This window comes from Ruegeria sp. CDSA033 (genome assembly GCF_059612305.1).
Genome location: NZ_JBXWQI010000007.1, coordinates 136,990 through 163,426 on the forward strand (window position 1 = coordinate 136,990; position 26,437 = coordinate 163,426).

Here is a 26,437-nt window from a genome sequence, read left to right on the forward strand (position 1 = left end):
AGACAGAGCCATGCTTGATGCAAGCCCAACCAAGACCGTCACCTTCAACCTGAACGGCGATGACGTCACCGTGCCCGAGGGCTGGACCATCTGGGAAGCCGCCAAGGGGCAGGGATTTACCATTCCGCACCTCTGCCACAAGCCGCAACCGGGCTATAAACCCGACGGCAATTGCCGCGCCTGTATGGTCGAGGTGGAAGGCGAGCGCACTCTGGTCGCCTCGTGCATCCGTCCGGCTGCGGACGGAATGGTGGTAAAAACCGATAGTGATCGGGCCGAGAAATCGCGCGCTATGGTCATGGAACTTCTGGTGGCCGACCAACCCGAAGAGGCGCACGATAAATCCAGCCACTTCTGGGATATGGCCAAGCTGAACGATGTCAGCGACAGTCGCTTCCCGGCGAAAGAGGCCGAGAAGATCCCTCTGCTGGATGACAGCCACGTTGCAATGCGCGTCAATCTGGACGCCTGCATCAACTGCAACCTCTGCGTTCGTGCATGCCGCGACGTGCAGGTGAATGACGTGATCGGTATGGCCGGTCGTGGACACACTGCGCAGGTGGTGTTTGACCAGAACGACCCGATGGGGGATTCGACCTGTGTCGCCTGTGGTGAATGTGTTCAGGCCTGCCCGACCGGCGCGCTGATGCCAGCCACTGTATTGGACGATCAGCAGCAGGGAGACAGCAAGGATTACGATAGCGAAACTGAAAGTGTCTGCCCGTTCTGCGGCGTAGGCTGTAAGGTTTCGCTGAAGGTCAAGGACGGCAAGGTCAAATATGTCGAGGGCATCAACGGCCCCGCAAACGAAGGCCGCCTGTGCGTCAAAGGTCGGTTCGGGTTCGACTACATCCACCACCCGCACCGCCTGACCAAGCCACTGATCCGGCGTGAGGATGCGCCTGAGAAGGGGCTGAATGTCGATCCGGGCAATCTGGGCACTCATTTCCGCGAGGCGACTTGGGAAGAGGCAATGGATCTGGCGGCCACCAAGCTGAAGGCGCTGCGTGATGAAGATCCGCGCAACGTCGCTGGCTTTGGTTCGGCCAAATGCACCAACGAAGAAGCTTATCTGTTCCAGAAGTTCATTCGTCAGGGCTTCAAGCACAACAATGTCGACCACTGCACCCGTCTGTGCCATGCCTCATCCGTGGCGGCGCTGATCGAGAACGTGGGCTCGGGCGCGGTGACCGCGACCTTTAACGAGGTCGAGAACTCGGATGTGGTTATCATCATCGGCGCGAACCCGATTGAGAACCACCCCGTGGCGGCAACCTACTTCAAGCAGTTCACCAAGCGCGGTGGCAAGCTGATCGTGATGGACCCGCGCGGCGTTGGCATGCGCAAGTTCGCAGACGAAATGCTACAGTTCCGCCCCGGTGCCGATGTCTCGATGCTCAATGCGATCATGAATGTGATCGTCGAAGAGGAGCTGTACGACAGCCAGTACATCCACCGCTGGACCGAGAACTGGGAAGCCGAAAAAGAGCATCTGCGCGCCTTCACGCCCGAGGCAATGGCGCCCATTTGTGGCATTGAGCCGGATCAGTTGCGCCGTGTGGCGCGTACCTTCGCGCAGGCCAAGGCTGGTCTGATCTTCTGGGGTATGGGCGTCAGCCAGCACATTCACGGCACCGATAACTCGCGTTGCCTTATTTCTCTGGCATTGATGACCGGCAATGTTGGTAAACCCGGCGCGGGTCTGCATCCGCTGCGTGGGCAGAACAACGTGCAGGGTGCCTCGGATGCGGGTCTGATCCCGATGTTCCTGCCGGATTATCAGTCGGTTATGGATGACGGCATTCGGGCCAAGTTCAACAATGTCTGGAACTCGGACGACTTCTCTAACGAGAAGGGCCTGACCGTCACCGAGATCATCGATCAGGCGTATGCGGGCAACATCAAGGGCATGTATATTCAGGGCGAAAACCCGGCTATGTCCGACCCTGATGTTGGTCACGCACGGGAAGCTTTGGCCAAGTTGGAGCTGATGATCGTACAGGATATCTTCCTGACCGAAACGGCCAACTATGCCGACATCATCCTGCCCGCCTCGGCGCTGTATGAAAAGAACGGCACCGTGTCGAACACCAACCGTCAGGTACAGCGTGTGCGTCCGGCTGTGGCTCCTCCGGGTGAGGCGCGTGAGGACTGGAAAATCACCGTTGAGCTGGCGCAGCGCATCGGACTGAACTGGGATTACACGGATGTATCGCAGGTCTTTGCCGAGATGAAACTGACCATGGCGTCGCTTGACAACATCACCTGGGAGCGGCTCGAGACCGAGACGATCACCTATCCGTCGCTCAGTGAAACTGACCCAGGTCAGGCGATTGTGTTCGGTGACGGCTTCCCGCGGACAGACGGACGGGCCAAGTTCACCCCGGCCAGTGTCATCCCGCCGGATGAAGCCCCAGATGAAGAATACCCGATGATCGCCACAACCGGCCGTCAGCTGGAACACTGGCACACCGGGTCGATGACACGCCGTGCCAAGGTTTTGGATGCGGTGGAGCCCGAGGCAAACTGCTCGCTCAACCCCCGCACGCTCAAGCTGATGGGGATCGAACCCGGCGAGATGATCCGCCTGACCACGCGGCGCGGCTCGATCGAAATCATGGCGCGGGCGGACAGGGCGATCGCCGAAGATATGGTGTTCATTCCGTTCGCCTATGTCGAGGCGGCGGCGAACATTCTGACCAACTCGGCCATCGACCCGTACGGCAAGATCCCCGAGTTCAAGTTCTCGGCCATTCGCGTCGAAAAGATCGAAGAAGCCATCGCGGCGGAGTAAATCCGCCACTTGCACCATTAAAAAGGCGGCCAATTGGGTCGCCTTTTTCTTTCCTTGACAGCAGCTTACCTGCGGCCAACCCTGTCACCGTTCTTGGTGGAGGAGTTTTACATGGCACGCCGCTTCGTCGATTTATCCGTTCCGTTGGAAACCGGCATCGTGTCGGACCCGTCGATCATGTTACCCGAAATCGAATATCTGGCCCATAACCAGACCGCCGAACAAGTCATGTCCTTTTTTCCGGGCCTGCAGAAAGATGACCTGCCCGGCGGTGAGGGCTGGGCCATCGAACGCCTTCAGATCGCCACGCACAATGGCACCCATCTGGACGCGCCTTACCATCACCATTCGACCATGAACAATGGTGAGAGGGCGATCACCATCGACGAGGTGCCGCTGGAATGGTGCATGAACCCCGGCGTGAAACTGGATTTTCGCCATTTCGACGATGGTTATGTGGCGACCGCCGCCGATGTCGAAGCCGAGTTGAAACGGATTGGTCACGAATTGCAGCCGTTGGATATCGTAGTCGTGAATACCTCGGCCGGCACGCGTTATGGGCATCCGGACTATCTGGCCAAAGGATGCGGCATAGGGCGCGAGGCAACGCTGTATCTGACTAAACGCGGGGTGCGCGTGACAGGAACCGACGCCTGGAGCTGGGACGCACCGTTTCCATTGACCGCTCAGGAGTATGCGGAGACCCAAGATGCATCGATTATCTGGGAAGGGCACCGGGCCTCGATGGAGGTTGGCTATTGTCACATGGAAAAACTGACGAACCTTGAAACCTTGCCGCCGACTGGGTTCGAGATTTCCTGTTTCCCGTTCAAGATCAAAGGGGCTTCAGCTGGATTCATCCGCGCGGTTGCGATCTTTGAGACCCAAGAAGGAGCACTTGATGCAACTGACGCCTGAAGGGCTGGCCGGACATGACGGACCCTATGATGCCCCGCTTTTCTTCCGCGGGTTCAAGGCGCGCGCCGAGTGGATCGACTATAACGGTCACATGAACGTGGGCTACTACGGCGTTGCCTTCGACAATGCGCTGGAGCTGTTGATGGTGGATCACCTTGGGTTGGGTGAGGCGCAGGTCAATGCGATGGGGCAGGGACCTTACATTTTGCAATCCCACATGAATTTCCTACGCGAAGTACTGGAAGGTGAGGCCTTCAGCATCCGGTTTCGGATGCTGGACGCAGATCACAAACGTGGCCACTATTTTGCGCAGATGGTGTCTGAAAAAGACGGTGCTATCTGCGCCACTCAGGAAGCGTTGTTCATGAATGTCAGCCATACGACCGGCCGGTCGGTTCCCTATCCGGATTGGGCAGTCACACGCTTACAGCGCATGGTAAAGGATCATGCGGCGCTAGATCCGGCCCCAGAAGTCGGACACCCGATCGGCATCCGCAGAAAGTGACCTAAGGCCCGCTTAGTAGTCGCGTGAAAAGAAGACCCCGACCCCGGTCTCACCCCGGCCATCTACAGTTCCTTTCACGGTGAAACTGTCGGTAACATCCAGGTTCAGGTTCACCTCGGTGTCGCCTTCTGTGTTGACGGTGAAATCGGTGTAAAGGTTGTCGCTCAGATACGCCCCGGCGCCGAGCCGGCCCGCGCCACCATCGGACACGCCGATGTCCACGGTGTCGACGCCTGTCGACTCACGCAAACCTTTGGTTGCGTCTCCGCCGGCGCCGCTGAGTTGTGCCAGCGAGGCCGCCATCTGAGCGATCACGAACGGTGACAACTCTGAGAAGCGATTGCCAAACAACAGCATTGCCAGCGCTTCTTCGGCTGGGCGCTCCGGGTCGGAAAAGACGTTGACCTCGGGCGAATCCAGTGGTCCGGCGATCTCGATCGTTGCCGTACCATCAGAGGTGCTGGTTGAGGATTCGAACTCGATATAGGGCGTCAGGTCCCCTTGCAGCGTCACAATACCCTTGGTCAGGGCCAGCCTGCGCCCCAGAATGTCAAAGTTACCACGGATCAGTTCGATCTGACCCGATGGGATGACCGAGGACGTGGTGCCGCCGATGTTTATTCTTCCACCCAGCTCAGCGTTGACGCCACGCCCGCGGACAAACACGGCCTTGGGCGCCAATAGACTGACATCCAGGGCGATACGAGAATTGTTTTTATTGCCGTCTTCCTTTTGGACGAGGCCCGCGCGTTCACGGGTCACATAGCCTGACCCGCTTTCATTCACGTGAACGATGTCTGGGATAGGGGCGGCCCCCACGGCACCTGATGCGGCCGCTAGGTTGATATTGGTTTCGCCAAACGTGATCTGTCCAGCGATCGAGCTGTTACCCGCCAGCGCCCCGGTCATCGCAATTTGCCCGTTCAGCATGGTTTCATACAGCAACTGATCGGTCAGTACGAGGCTGTTAAGGGCGGTCGTGATATTGGCATTGAAAGGTGGTGAAAGGTCTACAGGCCCGCTGACGGTAAAATTGCCGCCTGCCCGTGGTCCGCCACTTAGGGAAATCGTGGCGCGGCTATTCGCAAGTTGGACCGATCCGCTGATGCCGGTGATCGTCTGTCCCGCGCCGGGGATTGCCAGCGACGTACCTGACGTGGTGATTGATCCGGACAGGGATTCCAGTGCGGGTTTGCCCGACAGGGTCAGGTCATAGCGAGCGCTGCCGTCAATCTTGTTGGGCGTGATAAAGATATTGGCAATGCCAAGATTGACGCCACCAACGGCTTTCATGTCCGCTTCTCCGGTGCTTTCGTCGAAGGTACCAGAGACTTTGCCGCTAATCTCCGCAGGTCCGTCGGCCTGGGCGTCGATTGTCCAGACACCCTTGTTGCGTTTGGCGCTGCCTTTGGCGGCCACTGTACCCGGAAACTCAGGTACAAAACGCTCGATCTGGTTGAACTTGGCGTCAAAATCCAGATCCGCCGACCCATCGCTGTCCACCGTCCCGGCTAGCTTGGCGTATGAGCTGTCGGGGCCATTCAGGTTGACCGTACCTTCCACGCCCTTGGATGTCGGGGCAACGTTTCCATCCAACGTCAGTGGACCGGACATCGTGTTCAACACCCGCGCCAGATCGTCCAGTTTGACCGAGAAATCCAACCCGCCCGCTTGACGGTCCAGCTTACCCGAAGCCGTTGCGGTGATGGCCGTGCCGTTCAGGCGGAACGTTTCAATGCTAAGGCCATCTTCCCCATTCTGGGCATCTACGGACAGGGTCGTCTGGCCCTGAATCAGTTTGTCCACGGCCTCAATGCCGGTTTGGATGTTGTTGGCATCGAGGTTGCCCTGAACATCGAATGCCCGGGTGGAAAGGGTACCGTTGCCTTGCACGTTTGCTGCGACCGAACCGGCAAGATCACGCCCGGCCAACCCGGAAAACAGGGACAGGTCCGGCACATTCAATTGCGCTTGGCCATCTGCCGACAGATCTCCGGTGGGATCGTCTACAACCGCTTGTACTTGCGCAGTGAGGGCGCGGCCATTCACCGAGGCGCTGCGGATATCGATGCTGTCTGCGGTTCTGGCACCGTCCCATTCGATCTCGGTTCTGCCGGTCAGTAGCGGGTCAATATCGGCCATGCCGGTCTTGATGTTCTGACCTGTCACGCTGGCTGTGCCGTCAAATTCCAGCGTTTGTACCGTGCCTGTGCCGTTCACGGTCGCCTGTAGTGAACCGCCAAGGTCGCGTTTTGCCAAGCCAGAGAAGACCGACAAATCCGATGCGTTGACCCGGGCCTGCCCATCAATGGTCAGGTTGCCGTCCGGGGTGGTCACAACACCGCTGGCCACCGCTTTGGCGGCCTCGCTGTCCAGATCGAACTCACGGATAGTTATGCCGTCTGTGCCGCGGCTGGCGTCCAGAGTGATTGTGGTCTCTCCGGCAATCACGGGGTCGATATCATCACGGCCAGTAGACAAGTCGCGGCCCTGAACCATGACTTTGCCGTCAAAGCTGCGTTCCAGCGGTGAACCTTTTCCGGTCACACTGGCCGAGACCTGCCCGCCAAGATCCAGCTTGGCAAGGTCCGAAAAGCGCGACAGGTCTGTTGCGTCCAGCTTGGCCGTCCCGTCGACCGTCAAGCCGCTGGTCAGACCTGAGATCAGCGCGTCCAGCGCTAATGTGTAATCAGACCCCACAAGCTCGAACCCTGACAAGTTCAGGGACTGATCGCTGCTATAGTCGAACTGTCCATCAAGTGTGATGCGTTCGCCCAAGGCCGTGGTCAGCGCGTCATCGGCCATGTCTATTCCGCCGACCGCGATTTGTACGTCGCCATCGACAGTCAGAACCTCGCCCTGATCCAGGGTGCCTTGCGCGGTGATCCGGGCATCACCCAGCTTTGCCTGCGGAGACGCGAATTCGTTGGCCGTCAGGCTCAGATCCCAAAGGTTGCCGTTCTGGCGGTCAAACAGGGCCGAAATTTGTGCCGCCTTGAGCGATGTGTCGCCTCCTGCCACCGGCAGAACGACGGCTTCCCCATCTGGCGGGGTGATGCGCCCTTGCAGAGCGGCCAGTTGCAGAGTGCCGCCTTCAGCCAGTTGCAATTCACCTTTCAGATCCAGCGCCTGCGTGGTGAGTTCCAGATCCGAGATGTCCAGCGCGCCTTCGGGCTTGGTCTGGCCATCGACATAAAGCCGTGATTTTGGTCCGAAGAACGGATCGACGTCCTCCGCCAGAAAGGGTGTCAGATCGCCGTTCAGATCAGCGGTGAATGCAATACCGTCCGCTGCGCTGCCCTCGGCCGCCTGCAGCTGAACCTGCCCAGTGACGCGCATCTGGTTGTCGCTGCTCAGCCCAATATCGGCGGTGAAATCCGACAGCGGGCCCGCGCCCTTGGCTGTCAGGCCGATCGGTGGGCTGTCAGGGATGTTCAGCGCGGTTGAAATCAGACCACCAGAGGCTTCGTTCACTTGTAAATCTAGGTTGATCTCACTTGTTGAGTTCTGGAAACCAGCGGCCAGCTTGATCTCATCACCTGCGCGATCCAATCGGATTACATCCAGATTGGTGTCCAGCGCCCCATCTGCCAGCGTCAGGTTGCCCGTGACGCTGAGGTCGGCGGCGACACCGATCAGCGGCTCACCAAGGGAGAGGTCATCCACTCGAATTTCACCGATTTCGATGGAAACCGGCAGTTCGGGCAGTTGAAACGGTTGCGTTTCCGCCGAAGCAGGCGGTTCTTCCTTGGTCGTTGTGCCCGGCGCACGGGCAATATCGATTTCCTGCGCGGTCAGAGAGTTGACCGAAAATCGGCCGCGGATCAGCGCCAGACGGTTCCAGTCAAGTTCGGCATCCTTGATGGTCAGCCAAACACCTTCATCATCGGCAACTGTGATCTCTTCAATTGTCGCGCGGGCGCTCAATGCGCCTTGCAGGCCCTTAACGGTCACGTTTTGGTCGTCGCCAGAGAGCGTATCCTGCAGGAAGTTTTCCAGCATGCTGCCGCCTTCCTCTTGTGCGGCAAGTGGCAGAGGGGCAGACAGCATCAGCCCCGATATCAATAACGGATATGCGCGACGTCCAATCAAAATGCTTGTCCGATCCCAATGTAAAACTGCAATCCGTCGCCGGTGTCACCCTGCACTGGAACGGCCAGATCCAGCCGCAACGGACCAAATCCGCCCAGATCATACCGAACCCCAAGCCCGGCACCTGCGTGATATTCTGCGCCGCTGCCGATGAATGAGGATGTGTCCACCGTACCGTAGTCATAAAACCCGACCAGAGATATGGCTTCGGTGACTTTGCCGCGCACCTCGGCGGAAAGACCAAGGAAAGATTTGCCGCCTGCGATACCGGTGCCGACAGGGATGCCAAGACTCTCGTAAGGTTGCCCCCGAACGGTTCCGGCACCGCCCGAGAAGAACAGGAAGTCTGGTGTTACACCGTCCGGCGACGGCCCGAGCACTGATCCCAGTTGTACGCGACCGGCCAGAACCAGCCGTCCACCGGTTCCGAGGCTGGTATAGCCGCGCCCGTCAAAAAACATGCGTATGCCGCTTTCGGTTTCGGACAGACCAGCAAAGGGCGTGATCTGCGCGTCCAGATAAAAGCCGCGCGTTGCGCTGACCTTACTGTCGCGCTCGTCCCATTCCGACCGTAAGGGAAGGATGAAATATCGGAACCTGCGGTCATCGCCGTAGGCGTCGTCCGCACTGGACCACTGAAACCCGGCTGAGGCTTCGGCATATAGCCGATCAGAGAACGTGCGCCGGGCACCGTAGGCCAGCGACGCAACGGTGACATTGTAGTTTTCTGTGTTGCGCCGTTCCAGAAGCGCGTTCCAGAAAGTGTTGTCATCGGGACCAAGCCGGTCGGGCTGATCCAGACGCAAGCCGATCCGGCCGTCGATATCCTCAGCACCACCGATATTACGGACTGCCGCCTCGAACCGCAGGCGTTCGGCACGCCGGAATACGTTGCGATGCGTCCAGGTAGCGGTCACGTCTACCCCGTCGCGCGACGCGATCTCGGCGCCAAAGGTCAGTCGGCGCTTGGGTAAATCTTCAAACGTCGCGTCGAAATCCAATGTGCCGTCCGGGTTCGGAGTGTCCCTCTCTTCAATCGAAACAACGTTGAAGGTCCCGGTCCGCCGCAACCGTGTGCCGACCTTCTGGATTTTCTCGGGCGAATATACTTCGCCTGCCGGAAACCCGGCGATCTTTTCTATTGACCGGTGGCGCACATCGGTGTCGCCCTTGATGATCATTTTGCCAAATCTCAGGCGCGGGCCGGGGGTAAGGTCGATCTCGGCATCCAGCTTGGCCTCGGCATGGCGGGCAATGACTTTCTGGCCTTCGACTTCGGCCTTGGCATGACCCGCGTTGCGCCAACCCTGCACGCCAGCTGACGCGGCTTGTTGGATCGCGCCGGTGGTCGCGAGTTTGCCGACCGCAAACTCCTCGGGCAGAACTGTTTCGGGCGTTATCGGTTGTACGATGGCTTCGCCAAAGGTGAACTTTGGGCCGGTGTTGACCGTGATTACCGCGCTATTGATCTGCGCTGGTACGCTGAGCGAGCTGATCTCAGCTGCTTCTTTTCCGTCCAGTTTGATGCTTACGACTGGGCTGAAATACCCTTCGTCATAAAGAATTTGGACGAGAGTGCGATAATCCGAAAGCGCCGCCGACAAGATCTCAAGCGGCGTGTCCAGCCCGCGAGATTCGGCCGTCGTAACCGAGGAGGTTTCCTCCATCCGCTCGACAAGCTCTTTTGAAGCACCCGGAGCTGTTAAGGTGGTTTCCAGCGCGGCCAATGCGGTCGGCAGGGTCATTGCAATCGCGCCGAGAAGGCATCTCTTCAAAAAGGCGCGCGGCCTGCTCCCCGGCATCTGATAGCTCCAACTGCCCCAACTCGAAATCACATTTGCCGTTTTGTGCAAAGCAACGGCTGATTAAATTCATGTTAGAGCATCAGATTCCTTGCAGGAAAAGACTAAATCCTGCCTCGCCTGAATTTTGCGGCCTGTGTGATTGATCGGTCTCGGGATCAGGAACCGGCGTTGCGGAACCAGCGGATGATGGCCTCGCGGTCCTCGGGCTCCATGTATGTGACATTTGCGGGGGGCATCGCATGGCTGACCCCCGCCTGCAGATAGATTTGCTGGGCGTTGCGGGCGATGTCGCCCTCGGTTTCCAGCAACACGCCCTTGGGGGCCCACAGAATGCCTTCCCACACCGGTTCGCGTGCGTGGCACATCGAGCAGCGTCCCAAAACGACGTCATGGGCCTCTTCAAATCCGTCAGCGGCAGCGTATTTCTGTTCAAACGGTGTCAGTGGCTGTGCTTCGGCCTCTTCCAGAGGTTTGTACATAGGGGCAGTAGACAACCACATGATTGCGATGAACAGCAACGCAGTGACCAGCCATGTCCAGGTTGGATCGCCTGCCCGAGCGTGGCGCGTGTTGAAGTAGTGTCGGATGGTTACGCCCATCAGGAAGACCAGAGCCGCGATGATCCAGTTGTATTCTGTCGCAAAGGCCAGCGGGTAGTGGTTCGACAACATAAGAAACACCACCGGCAACGTCAGGTAGTTGTTATGCGTCGAGCGCAGCTTGGCGATTTTGCCGTACTTTGGGTCAGGTGTACGGCCGTTCTTCAGATCGTCTACCACGATGCGTTGGTTCGGCATGATGATGAAAAACACGTTGGCTGTCATGATCGTGGCCGTGAATGCACCCAGATGCAGCATCATCGCACGACCGGTAAACACCTGGTTATACCCCCAGCCCATAACAACCAGCAGCACAAACAGCAGTACCATCAGAAGGGTCGGACGTTCACCCAGACCTGATTTGCACAAGAAGTCATAGATCAGCCAACCAACTGTCAGCGAGGCGGCCGAGATCAGAATGCCTTGCCACAGCGCCAGATCGGCTTTTTGTGCGTCGATCAGATAAAGCTCTCCGCCCACCCAGTACACGATCATCAGCAACCCAGCCCCGCTGAGCCAAGTCGCATAGCTTTCCCATTTGAACCAAACCAGGTGTTCCGGCATCCGTTCGGGCGCGACCAGGTATTTCTGGATGTGGTAGAAACCGCCGCCATGTACTTGCCATTCCTCGCCATCCGCCGGGCCGGGGATGTCGCGGTTCAGGCCAAGGTCCAGCGCGATGAAATAAAATGAGGATCCGATCCAGGCAATAGCAGTGATGACGTGCAGCCAGCGCACGGCAAAAGCCATCCAGTCCCAGAACACGGCGAAGTCGTACATGAGAAAGCTCTCCGATTGGTTGCCGTCACACTAGGCAAAGGGCACTTTCTTCGGTATTCCCTGATATTGTCAAACTGTATCAAAAAAAACGAAAAGATGTCCTATCTAGACAACATCCGCACCTTTGTCAGGGTTTATGACCTTGGCAGCATGTCCGCTGCTGGGCGAGACCTGCGAATCTCGCCTGCGGTGACGTCGGCGCGGATATCTCAGCTTGAAGATCATCTGGGCGTGCGCCTGTTTCAAAGAACGACGCGCAACCTGAGCCCGACAGAGCAGGGGCGGGCATTCTATCCCGGTGCTGTGGCCGTTCTGGATGCGGTGGACGATGCCGAAGCGCAGGTCGTCCATCTGACCGAGGCCCCGCGGGGATCGTTGTTTGTGGCTGCTCCACTAGGGGTCGGTCGCAGGGTCTTGGCACCGCATGTGCCCGATTTTCTTGCGGAATATCCCGAGATCGATGTGCGCCTGCGGTTGACGGACAGATCCGTTGATCTGACGACCGAAGGTCTGGACCTGGCCTTTTTCATCGGCCAGCCTGAAGATAGTACTCTGCGTATTCGAAAGATCGCCGACTGCCAGCGTGTGCTTTGTGCCGCTCCGGCCTATGTTGAACGCAGGGGCATGCCGGCAACGGGCGCGGACTTGGTTTCCCAGCGCCATGAATGCCTGAACCTGAGGTTTCCCGGCGCGACCGAGTTTCAGTGGCAGCTAGAGACACCTGACGGTCCCAAGCGGTTCGCAGTCTCTGGCCGGTTTGAATGTGACGATGGGGATGTGCTGACAGACTGGGCGCTGTCGGGGCAGGGGATCGCGATGAAACCGGTTTTTGAAGTGGTCGAACACCTCAGTTCGGGGCGTCTGGTCCCCGTTGCGGTCGAAACGCCGCCGGTGTCTGTTCAAATGGCCTGCCTATACACACATCGCCGCCATCAGGACCCCAAGGCGCGTTTGTTCATGGATTTCATGATCGCACGGATCGGCAAGGTCGTGCGTGTGTCGGAAACTGCCGACAAATAAAGCTGCCGCTTAGCGGCAGCCCCATCCCGCGGTTTAACTGCCTCGGTAGGTTGAATAGCCGTAAGGGGACAGCAGCAGAGGCACGTGATAATGTGCCTCGGCATCAGACATGCCAAACCGGAGCGGCACCTGATCAAGAAACAGAGGGTCCTCAGCAGCCTGGCCCGATGCGCGCAGATAGTCTCCTGCGAAGAAAACCAGCTCGTAAGTACCAGTTTTGAAGGAGTCTTGTGGCAAGATTGGGCTGTCAGTGCGCCCGTCCGAATTGGTCTCCATCTCGGCAATTTTGCGATGGGAATTCCCCGACACCCGATAGAGTGCGATTTTCAATCCTTCAGCCGGGCAGCCGCGTGCAGTGTCCAGAACATGGGTCGTCAGATAGCCAGCCACGGGTCTCTCCTTTGATTTGTCTTTTGCTTTGTCACAGTCTGACGCAAAGTTTGAAACAGTGGAAATGCCGAAAGAACCGGAAACAGCGTTCGGATTGATTTGATAATCATCGGTGTGTTTCTGGGGTAAGGCTATTCAAAAGATCAAGAATGGAAGATGCCATGCAGCCCTCTCGCTATCCTCGTGACATGATCGGATATGGTGCCAACCCGCCAGATGCCAAATGGCCGGGCGGCGCGAAGCTGGCCGTTCAGATCGTACTGAACTACGAAGAGGGCGGTGAAAATTGCGTGCTGCACGGCGATGCCGCGTCCGAGGCGTTCTTGTCTGAAATCGTGGGGGCCGCCCAATGGCCGGACCAGCGCCATTGGAACATGGAGTCGATCTATGAGTACGGCTCTCGCGCTGGTTTCTGGCGACTGCACCGGTTGATGCAGGACTTGCCGATCACAGTCTATGGAGTTGCAACAGCCCTGGCCCGCTCGCCGGATCAGACGGCAGCGATGAAGGCCGCCGGGTGGGAGATTGCCAGTCATGGCTTGAAATGGGTCGAGCATAAAGACATGCCCGCAGATGAAGAACGCGCACAAATCGCCGAAGCTATCCGTCTTCACACCGAGGTCGTCGGTGAACGCCCGCGCGGTTGGTACACGGGGCGATGTTCGGAAAACACCGCTCGTCTGGTGGCAGAAGAAGGTGGCTTTTCCTATGTGGCCGACACATATGCGGACGACTTGCCGTACTGGATGCAGACTGGTGGGCGGGATCAGTTGATCGTGCCCTATACACTGGATTGCAACGACATGCGCTTTGCCACGCCACAGGGCTTCAACTCGGGCGACCAGTTCTATTCCTACCTGAAAGACAGCTTTGATGCGCTGTATGCCGAGGGCGAAGCTGGCGCGCCCAAGATGCTGTCGATCGGTTTGCACTGCCGCCTGATCGGACGACCAGGCCGGGTGATGGCGTTGAAACGCTTCCTGGATTACGCGCGCAGCTTTTCCGATGTCTGGTTTGCGACACGGTTGCAGATCGCCGAACACTGGGCGGAACACCATCCGGCGGTGCCGCATCCGAAGCCTGCTCAGATGGATCGGGACGCGTTTGTCGCGACGTATGGCGGCATCTTCGAGCATTCCGCCTGGATCGCTGAACGGGCGTATGAACTGGAATTGGGACCGGCCCATGACACGGCAGGTGGGCTGCACAATGCACTGACCCGCATGTTCCGCTCCGCCTCTGCGGACGAAAGGATGGGTGTCCTGACCGCGCACCCGGATCTGGCCGGAAAATTGGCGCAGGCAAAACGGCTGACGCAAGAAAGCACGTCCGAGCAGGCTTCGGCAGGGTTGGATGCTCTGACAGATGATGAGCGTGCGATGTTCACGGGCTTGAACCAGAAATACACCGAGAAGTTCGGTTTTCCGTTTATCATCGCCGTGCGTGATCACGACAAAACGTCTATCCTTCAGGCGTTTCAACGGCGGATTGATCAGGATAAGGACACCGAATTCGCAGAGGCTTGCCGTCAGGTCGAGCGGATCGCCGAATTCCGGTTGCAGGACATTTTACCCTCATGAGCGCGCAAGTCGGGACTACGCCTTTGACGGCCAAGGCATTTGCCCCGTTCGGTGATGTCATCGAAGTGACCGGTGATCCGGACAAGATCATCAATCAGGGGCAATGTGGTCGCTACCATGATCTGGCGCGACTGGATTTCACAGACGGGCGCGCCGGTATCAGCCTTTTCAACGCCAATCCGCGATCCTTGCCCTATCAACTGGATATGGTTGAGCGTCACCCCGAGGGCAGTCAGGCATTCATACCGATGACACACCAGCCCTTTCTGGTTGTCGTGGCCCCGGATGAGGGCGGGCGGCCCGGACATCCGCAGGCATTTGTGACCAAGCCCGGACAGGGTGTGAACTATTTTCGCGGTACATGGCATGGGGTGCTGACCCCATTGCACGGGCCCGGCTTATTCGCTGTGATTGATCGGATTGGTGGGGGGGCTAATCTGGAGGAGTTTTGGTTTGACGCCCCGTTTGAGATCATAGGCGGATAGGGCTCTCCCGCCCGGTCAATGCGCATCAAAGATACTTGTGACCCGTTTGGCCAAGCAGCGTGCGGGCAAGCCCGCCCGCTGCGCCCGCGCAAATTCAGCCATCTGTCATAAGGCGGGCAACATCCAGCATGCGTGCCGAAAACCCCCATTCATTGTCATACCAGCCGAAAACACGGACCTGATGTTCGCCAACCATCCGTGTCTCGGGTCCCGCTATAACCAGTGACTCTGGCCGTGTACGCAGGTCTGACGAGACCAGAGGGGAATCGGTCCAGCCCAGCACGGGCGATGTCTGGACGGCTGCGCGCAGTTCGGTTTCGAACAACCCAGGCGACATTCCGCGATCCAGCGTTACCACCAGATCAATGGCGGATACACTGGCCGTCGGGACCCGAACAGCAGCGCCCGAGATGCGGCCGGCCAAATGCGGCATGACTTCGTCTATCAGATGAGTGGCGCTTGACGTGGTCGGCACCATAGACAGCGCGCCCGCGCGCGAACGGGCCAAATCGCCGCGTGGTGCGTCCACCATAGGTTGGCTGTTCGTATAGCAGTGAATTGTTGTCATATGGGCTGACGCAATCCCGCCAATCTGGTCCAGCACTTTGACCAAGGGCGCAAGTCCGTTGGTTGTGCAAGACGCGTTGGACACGATGCGAGCATTGCCCAACTGATCTTCGTTGGCCCCCAGAACAATAGTGACTTCTGTCGCGGGCGAGGGGCCAGAGATCAGCACCTTGCGGGCCCCGGCGGTCAGGCCCTGACTGGCCACATCCGAGGTGCGGGCAACGCCGGTGCAATCCATAAGAACGTCGACACCGGACAGATCGACATGTGCCAGATTGGGGCTGTGTGTCATTGGGATTGTGCGCCCATCGACGACGATGGCCGCGTCGCCCTGTTCTACTGCTCCGGCGTAGGGGCCAAAGGTGCTGTCATATTTGAACAGGTAGGCGCAGGTCTCAAGCGGGGCGATGTCGTTGATCAGAACCAGCTCAATATCCGTGTCCTGCGGCAAAGCCAGCAGCTGCCGCAGGATAGTGCGGCCAATACGGCCGAATCCGTTGATTGCAAGTCTCATGCGCAAGCTATGGCAGTGCGCTGCCAATAGCTCAATGCCCGTTGTGACCTGTGGTCAGTTGCAGCTGACCTGCGAAAAGAACTGACCCGAAATGTTCTGATACATGCTGGCCACGATCGGTCTGCACCCGGTCGCTTGCTGAAAGGCGGCTATGGCCTGAATGGTGCGCAGGCGCGGCGGCGGGCCAAATGGGTTCAGGTTGTTGTTGTCGCGCGTCGCGCGGTACACGACCGGAGCGTCCGAGACCTGTGTCACCGCCCAGGTGCGGCTCATGACAAAAACCTGCTTGGTTTCTTCCTTTGCGGCGACAGGCGTTGCATCAAATGCCGTCAAACCAATCGCAGCGGCCAGTGCAAGCATCGTTACACGCAGTACCATTGAACAATCTCCAGTGCTAAAATCCGCTGTCATTTCACCAGATTCACGCGCTTCTGTGAACCCCTGACCGAAAAAAGCGTTTAAAAGCCTAGCGTTTGGACAACATCAGCGGCATGTGCCGGTTCACATCCTTGTAAAGCAGATAGCGAAAGCGACCAGGTCCGCCCGCATAGCAGGCCTGCGGGCAGAAGGCGCGCAACCACATATAATCGCCGGCCTCTACCTCAACCCAATCCTGGTTAAGCCGATAGACCGCCTTGCCTTCCAGCACGTACAAACCGTGTTCCATGACATGGGTTTCGGCAAAGGGAATCACACCGCCGGGCTCGAAATTGACGATGTTGACGTGCATGTCATGACGCAGATCCTGCGGATCGGTGAAGCGGGTCGTGGACCAGCGCCCCTCGGTACCGGGCATCTCGATGGGGGATACATCACGTTCGTTGGTGATGATCGGATCTGGTGCGGGCAGGCCGGGAACGGCTTCATAGGCTTTGCGAACCCAGTGAAATCGGGCGGTTTTTTCGGCGCGGTTGTGCAGGGTCCAATCCGATCCAGACGGGATATAGGCATAACCGCCGGTATCGAGGACATGCTCAGTTCCACCTAACGTCAGGGTCACCTCACCTTCGACCACAAAGAGAACACCCTGCGCCTTGGCGACTGTTTCTGGGTGTTCGCTGCCGCCGCCGGGCTGAACTTCCATGATGTATTGCGAAAACGTCTCGGCAAATCCGCTGAGGGGGCGGGACAGGACCCAAAGCCGGGTGCCTTCCCAGAACGGCAGGTTGCTGGTTACGATGTCGCGCATGGTGCCTTTGGGGATAACCGCATAGGCGTCGGTAAACATGGCGCGGTCGGTCAACAGTTGGTCTTGTCCGGGGTGTCCGCCTGTGGGCGCGTAATAGGTGGGCTGTGCCATTTCATGCCTCTGGTTCGTGTTTGAGGCACTATGAGGCGATTGGCGCGGCGGTCCTAGCACCCGAGTCGCGATAGGTTTGTTCGGTATTATTTGAAGGTCGGCCAGCGGGGCTTGGCCCCCGTTCCCCGGCGGTATAGTCTTGTGACCAAACTTATTTCAGCAAGGCGAGAAGATCATGAAAGCCTGGATTTCACCCTTTTTTGCAGCAGCCGTTGTGATCGGCGCAGTTTCACTGGCACAGGCCAAGCCACTTTCGAGAATCATCGCTGAAATGGGATTGAGCCCCGAAGACTATAGTGTCGTCAACGCCACGACCAATGCGATGTTGGCAGATGGAACGCCTCAGGTTGGAACCGAACGCAACTGGTCGAACGACGACACCGGATCAAAAGGCACTGTCCGAGTGCGCGAGGTCCGGGACAATTGCGTGCATCTCCAGCATTTCATCGTGCCCGCCGGGGCCGAACAATCACGTGAAGTCAGAACCCGCAACTGCCGGGATGCCAGCGGGAACTGGATTCTGACTCCTTGATTTAGGTCTAGTAGCCGCGCGTGCGGTCGACCTCATGCAACAAGGGCTTTCCTTCGGTCAGGCGCTGGAAGTTCTCGGCCACGTCAGCCAGCGCTTCACCCAAATGCCAGCCCGAGACATGTGGGGTGATCGTTACCCCGGGATGGGACCACAACGGGCTGTCTGAGGGCAGAGGCTCTTTGCTTGTCACATCCAGAACGGCGTGGCCGGGCGCGCCGCGGTCCAGTGCGTCGACCAGAGCGCTTTCATCGATCAGATCGCCACGCCCGGCGTTCAACAACTGACTGCCGGGTTTCATGGCGGCCAGCATCTGCATATCGAACAAGCCGAGTGTTTGCGGCGTGGACGGCAGAATGGCGCAAACGTGGTCGCATTGGCCTAGCAACGTCGGCAGCGCATCCTCGCCATGCAGGCAGGTCACGCCCTCGATCTCTTTCGGGGATCGGCTCCATCCCATGACCTGAAAACCGATGGCGCGCAGCATTCTGGCGCTGCGGGCGCCGATATGGCCCAGGCCCAGAACGCCCACTATGGTGTCCGGCGTGAATACCGGCGCTTTGGGTACCCATTCTGCCTTGCGCTGGGCGGCTTCGTGAAAGGTCATGTTCCGTTGGTGGTGAAGGACATAGGCGACGAACCACTCGGCAATACCTTGCGCCGGCGCATCGGGCTTGAGTCGTGCGATACGGACGTGATCGGGCAGGCTCGGGTTGCCAACAATCGTTTCAACGCCCGCGCCCAGTTTCTGGACCAGTTGCAGGTTCGGCAGCCGTTTGGGGTGGTCGTTGTTCAGGCCGACAACAGCGACCATGCTGATTTCGCTTGCATCTCCAATCGTTTCCCGGGTGCGCACATCCGCACCGGGATTTATGTTTCGGATCGTTTTGGCGATGTCATCATCGCTTATCCAGTCGGTTAGACCGGTTTCGATCAGTAGCGCCATGAATCACCCTCGCAATTTCATTTTGATTGAGTTGACGTTCCGTCACACAGCTAGACATTCTATCGGCAGCTAAGTCATTCTCTGTTCAAAGGTAAAGCCCGCTCTTTGGGCCTGAGGAGGAAAGCTCATGAACATGTCATTCGGTCTGCGCGAAGAAAATCGCGCGCTGCTGCAACGTGTGGCAGATATGATCCGGGATGAGATCATGCCGCTGGAAGAAGAATACCAGGCCGAAATCGATAAGGGCGACCGCTGGCAATACACCGAACGTCAGGCGGAAATCCTGGAAGGGCTGAAAACCAAGGCCAAGGCTGCCGGATTATGGAACTTCTGGCTGACCGACAGCGACAAGGGCTTTGGTTTGACCACGGTCGAGTATGCTTACTTCGCCGAAGAGATGGGCAAAACGCCCCTTGGGGCCGAAGTATTCAACTGCTCAGCCCCCGACACCGGCAATATGGAAGTGTTCGAGCGCTACGGCACGGACCAGATGAAAGAGCAGTGGCTGAAACCCCTGCTGAACGGCGATATCCGGTCAGCGTATTTGATGACGGAGCCGGATGTGGCGTCATCGGATGCCACGAACGTGTCGATGTCCTGTGTGCGGGATGGGGATGATTTTGTTCTGAACGGAGAAAAATGGTGGTCATCGGGGGCGGGTGATCCACGGTGCAAGGTCTATATCGTCATGGTCAAGACAGCAGGCGACGAGCAACCCAAACACAAGCGGCAGTCGATGATTGTTGTGCCTGCCGATGCGCCAGGGATCGAGGTTCTGCGCCCAATGCAGGTTTACGGCCACGATGATGCCCCGCACGGCCACATGCATATCCGCTTTACCAACGTCCGGGTGCCAGCTGAGAGCATCCTGTTGGGCGAAGGCCGCGGGTTCGAGATCGCGCAAGGCCGTCTCGGGCCCGGTCGTATCCACCATTGTATGCGCGCAATTGGGCAGGCTGAATCGGCGCTGGAACAGATGTGCAAACGGTCGCTGCAGCGCGAAGCCTTCGGCAAGAAACTGGCGCAACTCGGGGCCAATTTCGATATCATTGCCGAATGCCGGATGGAGATTGAAATGGCGCGTTTGCTGTGCCTGAAGGCTGCTTGGTACATGGATCAGGGCGATGCCCGTGCGGCAGCACCCTGGATCAGCCAGATCAAGGTCGTGGCCCCGCGTGTCGCACTCAAAGTCATCGATGAGGCCGTTCAGATGTTCGGCGGGCAGGGGGTCAGTCAGGATACGCCGCTGGCGACGGCCTGGACCCATGTGCGTACATTGCGGTTGGCCGATGGGCCTGATGCGGTACACCGCCGTCAGGTGGCGCGGGCCGAATTGAAGAAGCATACCCAGGAAAAAGTCTGAGGTTCTAGGTGGTGTTGAAACCGGATCTAAAGGAACAAGCCTATTTCCACGTTCGGGCTGACGGAGCTTTTGTCGGCAATGATCCCGCGCGCGGGCCGTGGTCTGCGGATCATTGCCATGCGGGCCCGGTCGCGGGGCTGATCGTTCGTGCAGCCGAAACAGAGGTTGGGCCGGAAAAGATGCTGACACGGCTGACTGTGGACTTGCTGCGCCCTCTGCCGCTGACAGGTCTGCGTGTGGCGGCGGAGACTACGCGACACACCAAGACGCTGGCCACAACCCGCGTCACTGTGCACGATCTGGACGATACACTATGCGCTACGGCCACCACGATGCATATGGTGCGTCGCGATTTGGGGTCGGTTCCGAACATCACGTTGCCGACGCCCGAACTCGACGATGCGGTGACCGGCCCGTTTCCGATTGGCGAAACGCGTCATGACCTGCCGGGGTTCGCAAACCATTCGGACATTCTCTACCCCAAGGGTGGCAACCAGAAAGCCGGTCCAAAGACAATCTGGATGCTCACCCCGAAGCTGTTGGAGGGCGAGGCGCAATCGCCGATTCAGGCGCTTTGCCCGCTGGCGGATTGTGGCAACGGGATCTCGTGGAATGCACCGACGTCCGAGATGGGGTTCATGAACACCGATCTGACGGTCCAGATTCATCGTGAACCTAAATCGGACTGGTTGGCCTCGCAGTCCGTATCTCATTGGCAACCTTCAGGAATAGGGATGTCGCAATCGGTTCTGTTCGACACCGAAGGCCCGGTCGGTACAGCGTTGCAGACACTGGTTTTGTTCCCGCCGAAGTGACTGGTTTGGCCAGTTCCCGCACGGGTCTGCCGAAACACGTTGCCGGGCACGGGCCAAGCCCCTATCTTTCGCCTATGCGATGGCTCATAACCCTTGTCTCCTGTTGCCTGCCGGTTCCGGCATTGGCCCACCCGCATGTCTTTATCGACACCGGGCTGGAATTTATTGTGGATGATAGCGGCCAGTTGACCCATGTCAGGGTAACTTGGGCGTATGACGAGCTTTTCTCTTTGTTTCAGTTGGAGGACATGAAACTGGATCAGGATTCTGATGGCATTCTGACCGAGAGCGAAGAAAAGTTTCTGTCCGGCTTTGATGCCCAGTGGGTCGAAGGATATAATGGCGATCTCGTGGTGTTCGCCGATGGCGCGCCGGTCGATTTGTCGGGGCCGATGGAGGCCAAAGCGACCACCGAGGATGGCCGTATCGTGACAACCCACCTGCGCGCGGTGGAAGGCGGTGGAGTGCCGGCAACCGAGGTCGTCGCCAAAGCATACGATGAATCCTATTACACGGCTTATGAAGTGACCCGCCCTGTATCGGTATCCGGACCCACCTCTTGCGAGATCAGCCGGGTTGACGCGGATATCGACGGGCAACTGGCGCAGATGCAGGCGTTCCTTCAGACCCTGGATGCCGACTATGACCTTGAAGAAAACGATATCCCGCTGGTTGGGGAAAACTTTGCGTCCGAGATCCGCCTTTCATGTCCAAGTACCTGATTATTCCTGTCGCCATCTCCATTGGTTTGCTGCTGTGGTTCTGGGGCAGTGGTGGCTTTGACCACTTGGCCGCATGGGCTGCGGGTGAGCAGCGCGAGTTCCAAAATCAGATCGCGCGTTCCCTACGCGCAGCCCGCGCGGAACAGCCCGAGGCTGTAGCAACGCTGCTGACGGTCTGTTTTGCCTACGGCTTTTTTCACGCCATCGGCCCCGGCCACGGCAAAGTTTTGATTGGTGGCTATGGGTTGGGACGCAACGTGGCGTTCCTGCGTTTGTCTGCAATCAGCTTGTTGTCCAGCCTGGGGCAGGCAGTCACTGCGGTTGTTCTTGTCTATGCCGGGGTACTGGTGTTCCAGATGTCCCGGGCAAGCCTTGTCGATACCACCGAACGGGTCATGGCTCCGATCAGCTATGGTGCTATCGCGGCGATTGGATTGTGGCTGATCTTTCGATCCATTCGCAGTTTCGCGCGACGTCATCGCAGCGAAAAAGCCCATCATCATGAGCACAAGCACGACCATCACCACCCGCACGACGAGGACCACAAACATCACGACCATGACCATGGCGTCTGCGCAGATTGCGGGCATCGCCACGGTCCCACCGCCGACGAAGTGGCCCAAGTTGGCAGCCTGCGCGAAGCCGCGCTACTGATCGCTGGGATTGCCGCACGTCCCTGTACCGGAGCGCTGTTTGTGCTGATCCTGACCTGGCAGATGGGCATCGCAATGGTTGGCATTGCCGGTGCTTTCGCCATGGCGCTTGGCACGGCGACGGTCACGACCTTGGTCGGGTGGACTTCGTTCGGACTGCGCGGAGGGCTGCTGGCCTCAGCCTCGGCGACGCGATTTGCCTCGGTCTTGGCTCCGACGATTGAACTGGTGGCGGGGCTGCTGATCGCCGTGATTGCAAGCGGTCTGCTGTTGCGCGCGATTTAATCGAATACGGGCTCCGGGTACCCGACCCGCGCCAGATACAGCCCTTGCGGCGGACATACCGGCCCACAGGCGGTGCGATCGGCGGCCTCCAAAGCATCCCGCACATCTTCGGGTGACCATGTTCCGGCACCGACACGTTCAAGCGTTCCAACAAAGCTGCGCACTTGATTGTGCAGGAAAGACCGCGCGCGAACGTGAAAATGAACCTCTGGTCCGGAAAAGCCTTCAACCTGTTCGACCCGCAGCTCATCCAGGGTTTTGACCGGGCTCGCAGCCTGACAAATCGAGGATCGGAAGGTTGTGAAATCATGCCGTCCGATCAGCATATCCGCGCCCGCCTGCATCGCGTCCACGTCCAGTTGATGGTTGATCCGCCAGACCTGCCCAGCGTCATGCGTAGCAGGTGCGCGGCGCATCAGGATACGAAACAGGTATTGCCGTTCCAGCGCGGAAAAGCGCGCGTGCCAGTCATCGTCTACTCGAGCCGCCTTAACGATGGCAACAGGCTGCGGTTTAAGGTGATAGTTCAGCGCCTCAGACAGGCGGAACGGGTCCCAGTCCTTGATCAGATCACAATGCGCAACCTGCCCCAGCGCGTGCACGCCCGCGTCTGTACGCCCGGCTGCGGCAATAGTGTGATCGCCGGGTTGAATACGGGACAAGGCCTGTTCGATTGCCCCTTGAACAGACGGCAATTCCTTTTGCCGCTGCCATCCGGCAAACGGTTTCCCCTGGTATTCGACTTTCAGCGCGTATCTAGGCATGGGCTGCTGGTAACGCGCCGTGCCGCAACGGGCAAGAGTGGGAAAGCGCTGGTATGTCCGACAGCCGCTACCTATCTTGGGGAAAACGAAAAAAGCGGGGCGACGGTTTGGTCATCTCATCTCTGGCAGACAGTCTGACGCGCGGCGTCGAATCCGTGGGTGACCGCGTGTCTGAGGCTTTGTTTGAGCCGGTGATCCGACTGGGTGTCACCGGGCTGGCGCGTTCAGGAAAGACAGTATTCATCACGTCTCTGGTCGCGAACTTGCTGGACCGGGGGCGGATGCCGGGTCTTGTGGCGCAGCAAGAAGGGCGGATCAACGCGGCGTACCTGCAGCCGCAACCAGACGACACCGTGCCCCGGTTCGACTACGAAAATCACCTGGCGGCGCTGACCGGGCCTCAGCCACACTGGCCCGAAAGTACGCGCGCAGTGTCCGAGCTGCGTTTGTCGTTCAAAGCCCGTCCCGCGGGGCTTTTGTCAGGGTTGCAGGGACCACGCACCATCCATCTGGATATCGTGGATTACCCCGGCGAATGGCTGCTGGATCTGGCGTTGCTGGACAAAACCTATGAGGTCTGGTCGCAGGAAACACTGGAGCGCATCGCCAATCGCAATGAGGCGACGACCTTTCTGGCGCAGGCAAAGGCGGTTGACCCTTCTGACAGCCACGACGAACCAAAGGCCCAATCACTGGCCAAAGAATTCGCCTCTTATCTGAACGCTGCCCGCGATGCCGGGTTTTACGACTGCACGCCAGGGCGGTTCTTGCTGCCGGGCGATCTGGCAGGCTCGCCGGCGCTGACATTTGCACCCTTGCCGGTCGAGGGTCACGGCCCGCGACGCAGTCTGCACCGCGAGATGGCCCGGCGATACGAGGCCTATAAATCTCAGGTTGTGAAACCGTTTTTCCGCGATCATTTTTCCCGGATCGACCGTCAGGTGGTTTTGGTGGACGCGCTGGGCGCGATCCATAACGGGCCACAGGCGGTCGAGGATATGCGTCGCGCGATGGCCGATATCCTGTCGGCGTTTCGGCCCGGACGAAATGCGTGGCTTAGCCAGTTGTTGCTCGGCAAACGGGTCGAGCGCATCCTGTTTGCGGCCACCAAGGCGGACCATTTGCACCATCTTCAACACCACCGCCTGACCAATATCATGGAGGCCCTGACCCGCGAGGCGCGCGATCGTGCCAGCTTCGCCGGGGCCGAGACGGCGGCGCTGTCGCTGGCCTCGTTAAGGGCAACGACCGAGGAAATCCGCACCCATAACGGGGCCGAGCTGCCCTGCGTGCGAGGTACATTGTTAGACAGCGGCAAGCAGGCCGCTTTCTATCCCGGTGATCTGCCCGAAGATCCGACGCATTTGCTTGGCCCGGCGCGCAACGGGTCCGAAGGCTGGCTGGGCGAGGATTATGAGTTCATGGCATTCGCGCCGGCACACCTGACACTGCGGCCCGGGGATGGCCCGCCACACATACGGCTGGACCGCGCAGCCCAGTTCCTGATCGGAGACCGGCTGTGAATGTCATTCTTCGCCGCGCCCGCAGCACGGATGCCGGTGCCACCGGAGAGATTTTGCATGGCTTCGCCCGTGAAAACGATTGGATGCCGGAACTGCACTCGCAGGCGGAAACCATCGCGTTTTGTGGCCGTATGATTGAATTGGATTGGGTGACCGTGGCCGATACCGGTGACAGGGTGATCGGGTTTTTGGCGCTCAACGGTGCCGAAATCCACTCACTGTACCTGGCGCCTGGCGCACGGGGGCGGGGGATCGGTCAGCAATTGCTTGAACATGCCAAATCGTGCCGATCCGAATTGTCATTGTTTGCGTTTCAGGCCAACCATCCAGCGCGCCGGTTCTATGAGCGCAACGGCTTTGCCGAGGTTGCGCGCAGCAGCGGCTCTGACAATGACGAGAACCTTCCGGACATAAAGTATGTCTGGAACAGTGAAGGAGCAACCAATGGCTAAGGGGCCGGTTCTGATTGATCTGGAGGGCGATGAACCCGCGGCTGATGTGTCGCAAGCACCACCGGTCCCGGATATCGCACAACCTCAGGGTCAGGCGATGCAAGGTGCGGCGCGTTTGGCGGCGCGCAAACCTTCGGCCCTGTCGCGGTGGTTCTGGGGTTTGGCGCTTGCCGCGCTTGGGGCTGTTGTTTCAGTGGCGGCTTGGGACTTTGTGAATTCCCTGATTTTGCGTGCGCCGATCATAGGATGGGTGATTACAGGTTTGTTTGCAGCACTGGTGCTGGTCGCGTTGATCATCGCTGTGCGCGAGCTGGCCGCAATCGGGCGGTTGTCCCGTGTGGACGGGATGCGCCGCGCCGCCGATACCGCCTTGGCCGAAGATGATCTGGCGCAGGCGCGCGCAGTCACGAACCGATTGATCTCGTTTTACAAAGGCCGAGACGAAACCCGTTGGGGGCGCGATCGGCTGTCCGAACGGATCGACGAACAATTTGACGCGTCTGGTCTGCTGACCCTGGCCGAGGATGAGTTGCTGGCCCCGCTGGATGTCGCTGCCAGTCGCGAAGTCGAGGCTGCCGCGCGGCAGGTTGCAACGGTGACGGCGTTGGTGCCCTTGGCGCTTGCGGATGTTGCAACCGCGCTGGCCGCTTCATTGCGGATGATCCGGCGCATCGCTGAAATCTACGGCGGGCGCGCAGGGTTTTTGGGCAGTTGGCGACTGACGCGGGCCGTGTTCGTGCACCTTGTGGCCACCGGGGCCGTGGCCGTCGGGGACGACCTGCTGGAACCTGTGCTTGGGGGATCTATCCTTAGCAAGCTGTCGCGCCGGTTTGGCGAGGGGCTTGTCAACGGCGCGCTAAGTGCGCGGGTCGGGGTCGCCGCGATGGAGGTCTGCCGTCCGCTGCCCTTCTCGGATCGGCATAAGCCATCAACCCGCAGCATCATCAAACGTGCTCTGGCTGGCCTGTTTTCCAAAACTTGACCTGACGCAAGGTACAGTAGCTGGCTATCGTGAATAACAGTGTCAGAGCCAGCC

At 58.9% G+C, this 26,437-nt stretch carries 23 protein-coding genes; 14 read left to right on the forward strand and 9 right to left on the reverse strand.

The features are described 5' to 3' along the window. Positions 1-10 precede the first annotated feature (10 nt). The 3 genes from fdhF (at position 11) to AC2FLA_RS11680 (ending at position 4,217) form a co-directional block, all read left to right on the forward strand. The gene (gene fdhF / locus AC2FLA_RS11670; protein WP_496722353.1) at positions 11-2,794 is read left to right on the forward strand and encodes a formate dehydrogenase subunit alpha; all 2,784 of its coding nucleotides are present in this window, start codon (positions 11-13) and stop codon (positions 2,792-2,794) included. A gap of 111 nt (positions 2,795-2,905) precedes the next feature. Continuing rightward, entirely contained in the window at positions 2,906-3,712 is an 807-nt protein-coding gene (locus AC2FLA_RS11675; protein WP_496722355.1) for a cyclase family protein, read from the forward strand. Then, positions 3,696-4,217 carry a thioesterase family protein gene (locus AC2FLA_RS11680; protein ID WP_496722357.1) on the forward strand — a complete coding sequence of 174 codons (522 nt, stop codon included), beginning with the start codon at positions 3,696-3,698 and terminating at the stop codon, positions 4,215-4,217. Before AC2FLA_RS11675 ends, AC2FLA_RS11680 begins: the two co-directional genes overlap by 17 nt. Before the next feature lie 12 nt (positions 4,218-4,229). On the opposite strand, the gene AC2FLA_RS11685 is transcribed toward AC2FLA_RS11680, so the two are convergent. From AC2FLA_RS11685 to AC2FLA_RS11695, 3 genes are all read right to left on the reverse strand, one after another. After that, positions 4,230-8,267, reverse strand: a complete 4,038-nt coding sequence (locus tag AC2FLA_RS11685) for a translocation/assembly module TamB domain-containing protein (protein WP_496722358.1) — start codon at positions 8,265-8,267, stop codon at positions 4,230-4,232. Positions 8,268-8,305: 38 nt separating this feature from the next. Continuing rightward, complete coding sequence (locus AC2FLA_RS11690) at positions 8,306-10,054, reverse strand: autotransporter assembly complex protein TamA (RefSeq protein ID WP_282120693.1); 1,749 nt, start codon at positions 10,052-10,054, stop codon at positions 8,306-8,308. Between the two features lie 215 nt (positions 10,055-10,269). Further along, positions 10,270-11,493, reverse strand: a complete 1,224-nt coding sequence (locus AC2FLA_RS11695) for a urate hydroxylase PuuD (RefSeq protein ID WP_113791601.1) — start codon at positions 11,491-11,493, stop codon at positions 10,270-10,272. A gap of 96 nt (positions 11,494-11,589) precedes the next feature. Between AC2FLA_RS11695 and AC2FLA_RS11700 the strand changes: the two genes are divergently transcribed. Next, on the forward strand, positions 11,590-12,513 hold the full coding sequence (locus AC2FLA_RS11700) for a LysR family transcriptional regulator (RefSeq protein ID WP_496722360.1): 924 nt from the start codon (positions 11,590-11,592) through the stop codon (positions 12,511-12,513). Between the two features lie 33 nt (positions 12,514-12,546). Here the strand turns inward: AC2FLA_RS11700 and uraH are convergent, their stop codons facing one another. Beyond that, positions 12,547-12,903 carry a hydroxyisourate hydrolase gene (gene uraH, locus AC2FLA_RS11705; RefSeq protein ID WP_496722362.1) on the reverse strand — a complete coding sequence of 119 codons (357 nt, stop codon included), beginning with the start codon at positions 12,901-12,903 and terminating at the stop codon, positions 12,547-12,549. A 161-nt stretch (positions 12,904-13,064) separates the two neighbouring features. Between uraH and puuE the strand changes: the two genes are divergently transcribed. Together puuE and AC2FLA_RS11715 are read left to right on the forward strand one after the other, a co-directional pair. After that, positions 13,065-14,483 (forward strand): allantoinase PuuE, encoded by a 1,419-nt coding sequence (gene puuE / locus AC2FLA_RS11710; RefSeq protein ID WP_496722414.1) that lies wholly within the window; start codon positions 13,065-13,067, stop codon positions 14,481-14,483. Next, entirely contained in the window at positions 14,480-14,968 is a 489-nt protein-coding gene (locus tag AC2FLA_RS11715; protein ID WP_496722364.1) for an ureidoglycolate lyase, read from the forward strand. Before puuE ends, AC2FLA_RS11715 begins: the two co-directional genes overlap by 4 nt. A 94-nt stretch (positions 14,969-15,062) precedes the next feature. Here AC2FLA_RS11715 and AC2FLA_RS11720 read toward each other — a convergent pair whose 3' ends face one another. The 3 genes from AC2FLA_RS11720 to AC2FLA_RS11730 all read right to left on the reverse strand — a co-directional run bounded on the left by AC2FLA_RS11720 (position 15,063) and on the right by AC2FLA_RS11730 (position 17,349). Then, positions 15,063-16,049 carry a type I glyceraldehyde-3-phosphate dehydrogenase gene (locus tag AC2FLA_RS11720; RefSeq protein ID WP_496722366.1) on the reverse strand — a complete coding sequence of 329 codons (987 nt, stop codon included), beginning with the start codon at positions 16,047-16,049 and terminating at the stop codon, positions 15,063-15,065. A 54-nt stretch (positions 16,050-16,103) separates the two neighbouring features. Continuing rightward, positions 16,104-16,427 (reverse strand): hypothetical protein, encoded by a 324-nt coding sequence (locus AC2FLA_RS11725; protein WP_108860986.1) that lies wholly within the window; start codon positions 16,425-16,427, stop codon positions 16,104-16,106. A gap of 88 nt (positions 16,428-16,515) precedes the next feature. Further along, the gene (locus AC2FLA_RS11730) at positions 16,516-17,349 is read right to left on the reverse strand and encodes a bifunctional allantoicase/(S)-ureidoglycine aminohydrolase (protein WP_496722367.1); all 834 of its coding nucleotides are present in this window, start codon (positions 17,347-17,349) and stop codon (positions 16,516-16,518) included. A 175-nt stretch (positions 17,350-17,524) separates the two neighbouring features. Here AC2FLA_RS11730 and AC2FLA_RS11735 point away from each other — a divergent pair, with 175 nt between their 5' ends. Beyond that, on the forward strand, positions 17,525-17,881 hold the full coding sequence (locus tag AC2FLA_RS11735; RefSeq protein WP_496699689.1) for a hypothetical protein: 357 nt from the start codon (positions 17,525-17,527) through the stop codon (positions 17,879-17,881). A 7-nt stretch (positions 17,882-17,888) separates the two neighbouring features. Here AC2FLA_RS11735 and AC2FLA_RS11740 read toward each other — a convergent pair whose 3' ends face one another. Then, positions 17,889-18,824 (reverse strand): 2-hydroxyacid dehydrogenase, encoded by a 936-nt coding sequence (locus tag AC2FLA_RS11740; protein WP_496722369.1) that lies wholly within the window; start codon positions 18,822-18,824, stop codon positions 17,889-17,891. A gap of 127 nt (positions 18,825-18,951) precedes the next feature. On the opposite strand from AC2FLA_RS11740, the gene AC2FLA_RS11745 reads away from it, so the two are divergent. From AC2FLA_RS11745 to AC2FLA_RS11760, 4 genes are read left to right on the forward strand one after another with little or no spacing between them, the layout of a single operon-like run. Next, positions 18,952-20,187 (forward strand): acyl-CoA dehydrogenase family protein, encoded by a 1,236-nt coding sequence (locus AC2FLA_RS11745; RefSeq protein WP_496722371.1) that lies wholly within the window; start codon positions 18,952-18,954, stop codon positions 20,185-20,187. A gap of 11 nt (positions 20,188-20,198) precedes the next feature. Next, positions 20,199-21,002, forward strand: a complete 804-nt coding sequence (locus tag AC2FLA_RS11750; protein WP_496722372.1) for a thioesterase family protein — start codon at positions 20,199-20,201, stop codon at positions 21,000-21,002. Between the two features lie 5 nt (positions 21,003-21,007). Then, a complete protein-coding gene (locus tag AC2FLA_RS11755) occupies positions 21,008-21,724 on the forward strand; it encodes a DUF1007 family protein (RefSeq protein WP_496722374.1) in 717 nt (238 codons plus the stop codon). Further along, entirely contained in the window at positions 21,709-22,662 is a 954-nt protein-coding gene (locus tag AC2FLA_RS11760; RefSeq protein WP_496706801.1) for a nickel/cobalt transporter, read from the forward strand. The genes AC2FLA_RS11755 and AC2FLA_RS11760 overlap by 16 nt, the downstream gene beginning before the upstream one ends. Here AC2FLA_RS11760 and truA read toward each other — a convergent pair. Further along, the gene (gene truA / locus AC2FLA_RS11765; protein WP_496722376.1) at positions 22,659-23,426 is read right to left on the reverse strand and encodes a tRNA pseudouridine(38-40) synthase TruA; all 768 of its coding nucleotides are present in this window, start codon (positions 23,424-23,426) and stop codon (positions 22,659-22,661) included. The genes AC2FLA_RS11760 and truA overlap by 4 nt on opposite strands. Positions 23,427-23,533: 107 nt before the next feature. On the opposite strand from truA, the gene AC2FLA_RS11770 reads away from it, so the two are divergent. From AC2FLA_RS11770 to AC2FLA_RS11780, 3 genes are read left to right on the forward strand one after another with little or no spacing between them, the layout of a single operon-like run. After that, a complete protein-coding gene (locus AC2FLA_RS11770; protein WP_496722416.1) occupies positions 23,534-24,949 on the forward strand; it encodes a YcjX family GTP-binding protein in 1,416 nt (471 codons plus the stop codon). Next, positions 24,946-25,401: a GNAT family N-acetyltransferase gene (locus AC2FLA_RS11775; RefSeq protein WP_496722378.1), complete on the forward strand. Its 456-nt coding sequence runs from the start codon at positions 24,946-24,948 to the stop codon at positions 25,399-25,401. Before AC2FLA_RS11770 ends, AC2FLA_RS11775 begins: the two co-directional genes overlap by 4 nt. Further along, positions 25,394-26,383 (forward strand): YcjF family protein, encoded by a 990-nt coding sequence (locus AC2FLA_RS11780; protein WP_496722380.1) that lies wholly within the window; start codon positions 25,394-25,396, stop codon positions 26,381-26,383. The genes AC2FLA_RS11775 and AC2FLA_RS11780 overlap by 8 nt, the downstream gene beginning before the upstream one ends. The last annotated feature ends 54 nt before the right edge of the window (positions 26,384-26,437 follow it).

Bases quoted from the DNA above. Each gene is read 5' to 3' on its own strand.
- AC2FLA_RS11730 (WP_496722367.1), bottom strand. From the start codon at position 17,349: ATGGCACAGCCCACCTATTACGCGCCCACAGGCGGACACCCCGGACAA.
- AC2FLA_RS11725 (WP_108860986.1), bottom strand. From the start codon at position 16,427: ATGGTACTGCGTGTAACGATGCTTGCACTGGCCGCTGCGATTGGTTTG.
- AC2FLA_RS11760 (WP_496706801.1), top strand. From the start codon at position 21,709: ATGTCCAAGTACCTGATTATTCCTGTCGCCATCTCCATTGGTTTGCTG.
- AC2FLA_RS11690 (WP_282120693.1), bottom strand. From the start codon at position 10,054: ATGACCCTGCCGACCGCATTGGCCGCGCTGGAAACCACCTTAACAGCT.
- truA (WP_496722376.1), bottom strand. From the start codon at position 23,426: ATGCCTAGATACGCGCTGAAAGTCGAATACCAGGGGAAACCGTTTGCC.
- AC2FLA_RS11745 (WP_496722371.1), top strand. From the start codon at position 18,952: ATGAACATGTCATTCGGTCTGCGCGAAGAAAATCGCGCGCTGCTGCAA.
- AC2FLA_RS11735 (WP_496699689.1), top strand. From the start codon at position 17,525: ATGAAAGCCTGGATTTCACCCTTTTTTGCAGCAGCCGTTGTGATCGGC.
- AC2FLA_RS11720 (WP_496722366.1), bottom strand. From the start codon at position 16,049: ATGAGACTTGCAATCAACGGATTCGGCCGTATTGGCCGCACTATCCTG.
- AC2FLA_RS11715 (WP_496722364.1), top strand. From the start codon at position 14,480: ATGAGCGCGCAAGTCGGGACTACGCCTTTGACGGCCAAGGCATTTGCC.
- AC2FLA_RS11740 (WP_496722369.1), bottom strand. From the start codon at position 18,824: ATGGCGCTACTGATCGAAACCGGTCTAACCGACTGGATAAGCGATGAT.
- fdhF (WP_496722353.1), top strand. From the start codon at position 11: ATGCTTGATGCAAGCCCAACCAAGACCGTCACCTTCAACCTGAACGGC.
- AC2FLA_RS11680 (WP_496722357.1), top strand. From the start codon at position 3,696: ATGCAACTGACGCCTGAAGGGCTGGCCGGACATGACGGACCCTATGAT.
- puuE (WP_496722414.1), top strand. From the start codon at position 13,065: ATGCAGCCCTCTCGCTATCCTCGTGACATGATCGGATATGGTGCCAAC.
- AC2FLA_RS11700 (WP_496722360.1), top strand. From the start codon at position 11,590: ATGTCCTATCTAGACAACATCCGCACCTTTGTCAGGGTTTATGACCTT.
- AC2FLA_RS11780 (WP_496722380.1), top strand. From the start codon at position 25,394: ATGGCTAAGGGGCCGGTTCTGATTGATCTGGAGGGCGATGAACCCGCG.
- AC2FLA_RS11695 (WP_113791601.1), bottom strand. From the start codon at position 11,493: ATGTACGACTTCGCCGTGTTCTGGGACTGGATGGCTTTTGCCGTGCGC.
- AC2FLA_RS11685 (WP_496722358.1), bottom strand. From the start codon at position 8,267: ATGCTGTCTGCCCCTCTGCCACTTGCCGCACAAGAGGAAGGCGGCAGC.
- AC2FLA_RS11675 (WP_496722355.1), top strand. From the start codon at position 2,906: ATGGCACGCCGCTTCGTCGATTTATCCGTTCCGTTGGAAACCGGCATC.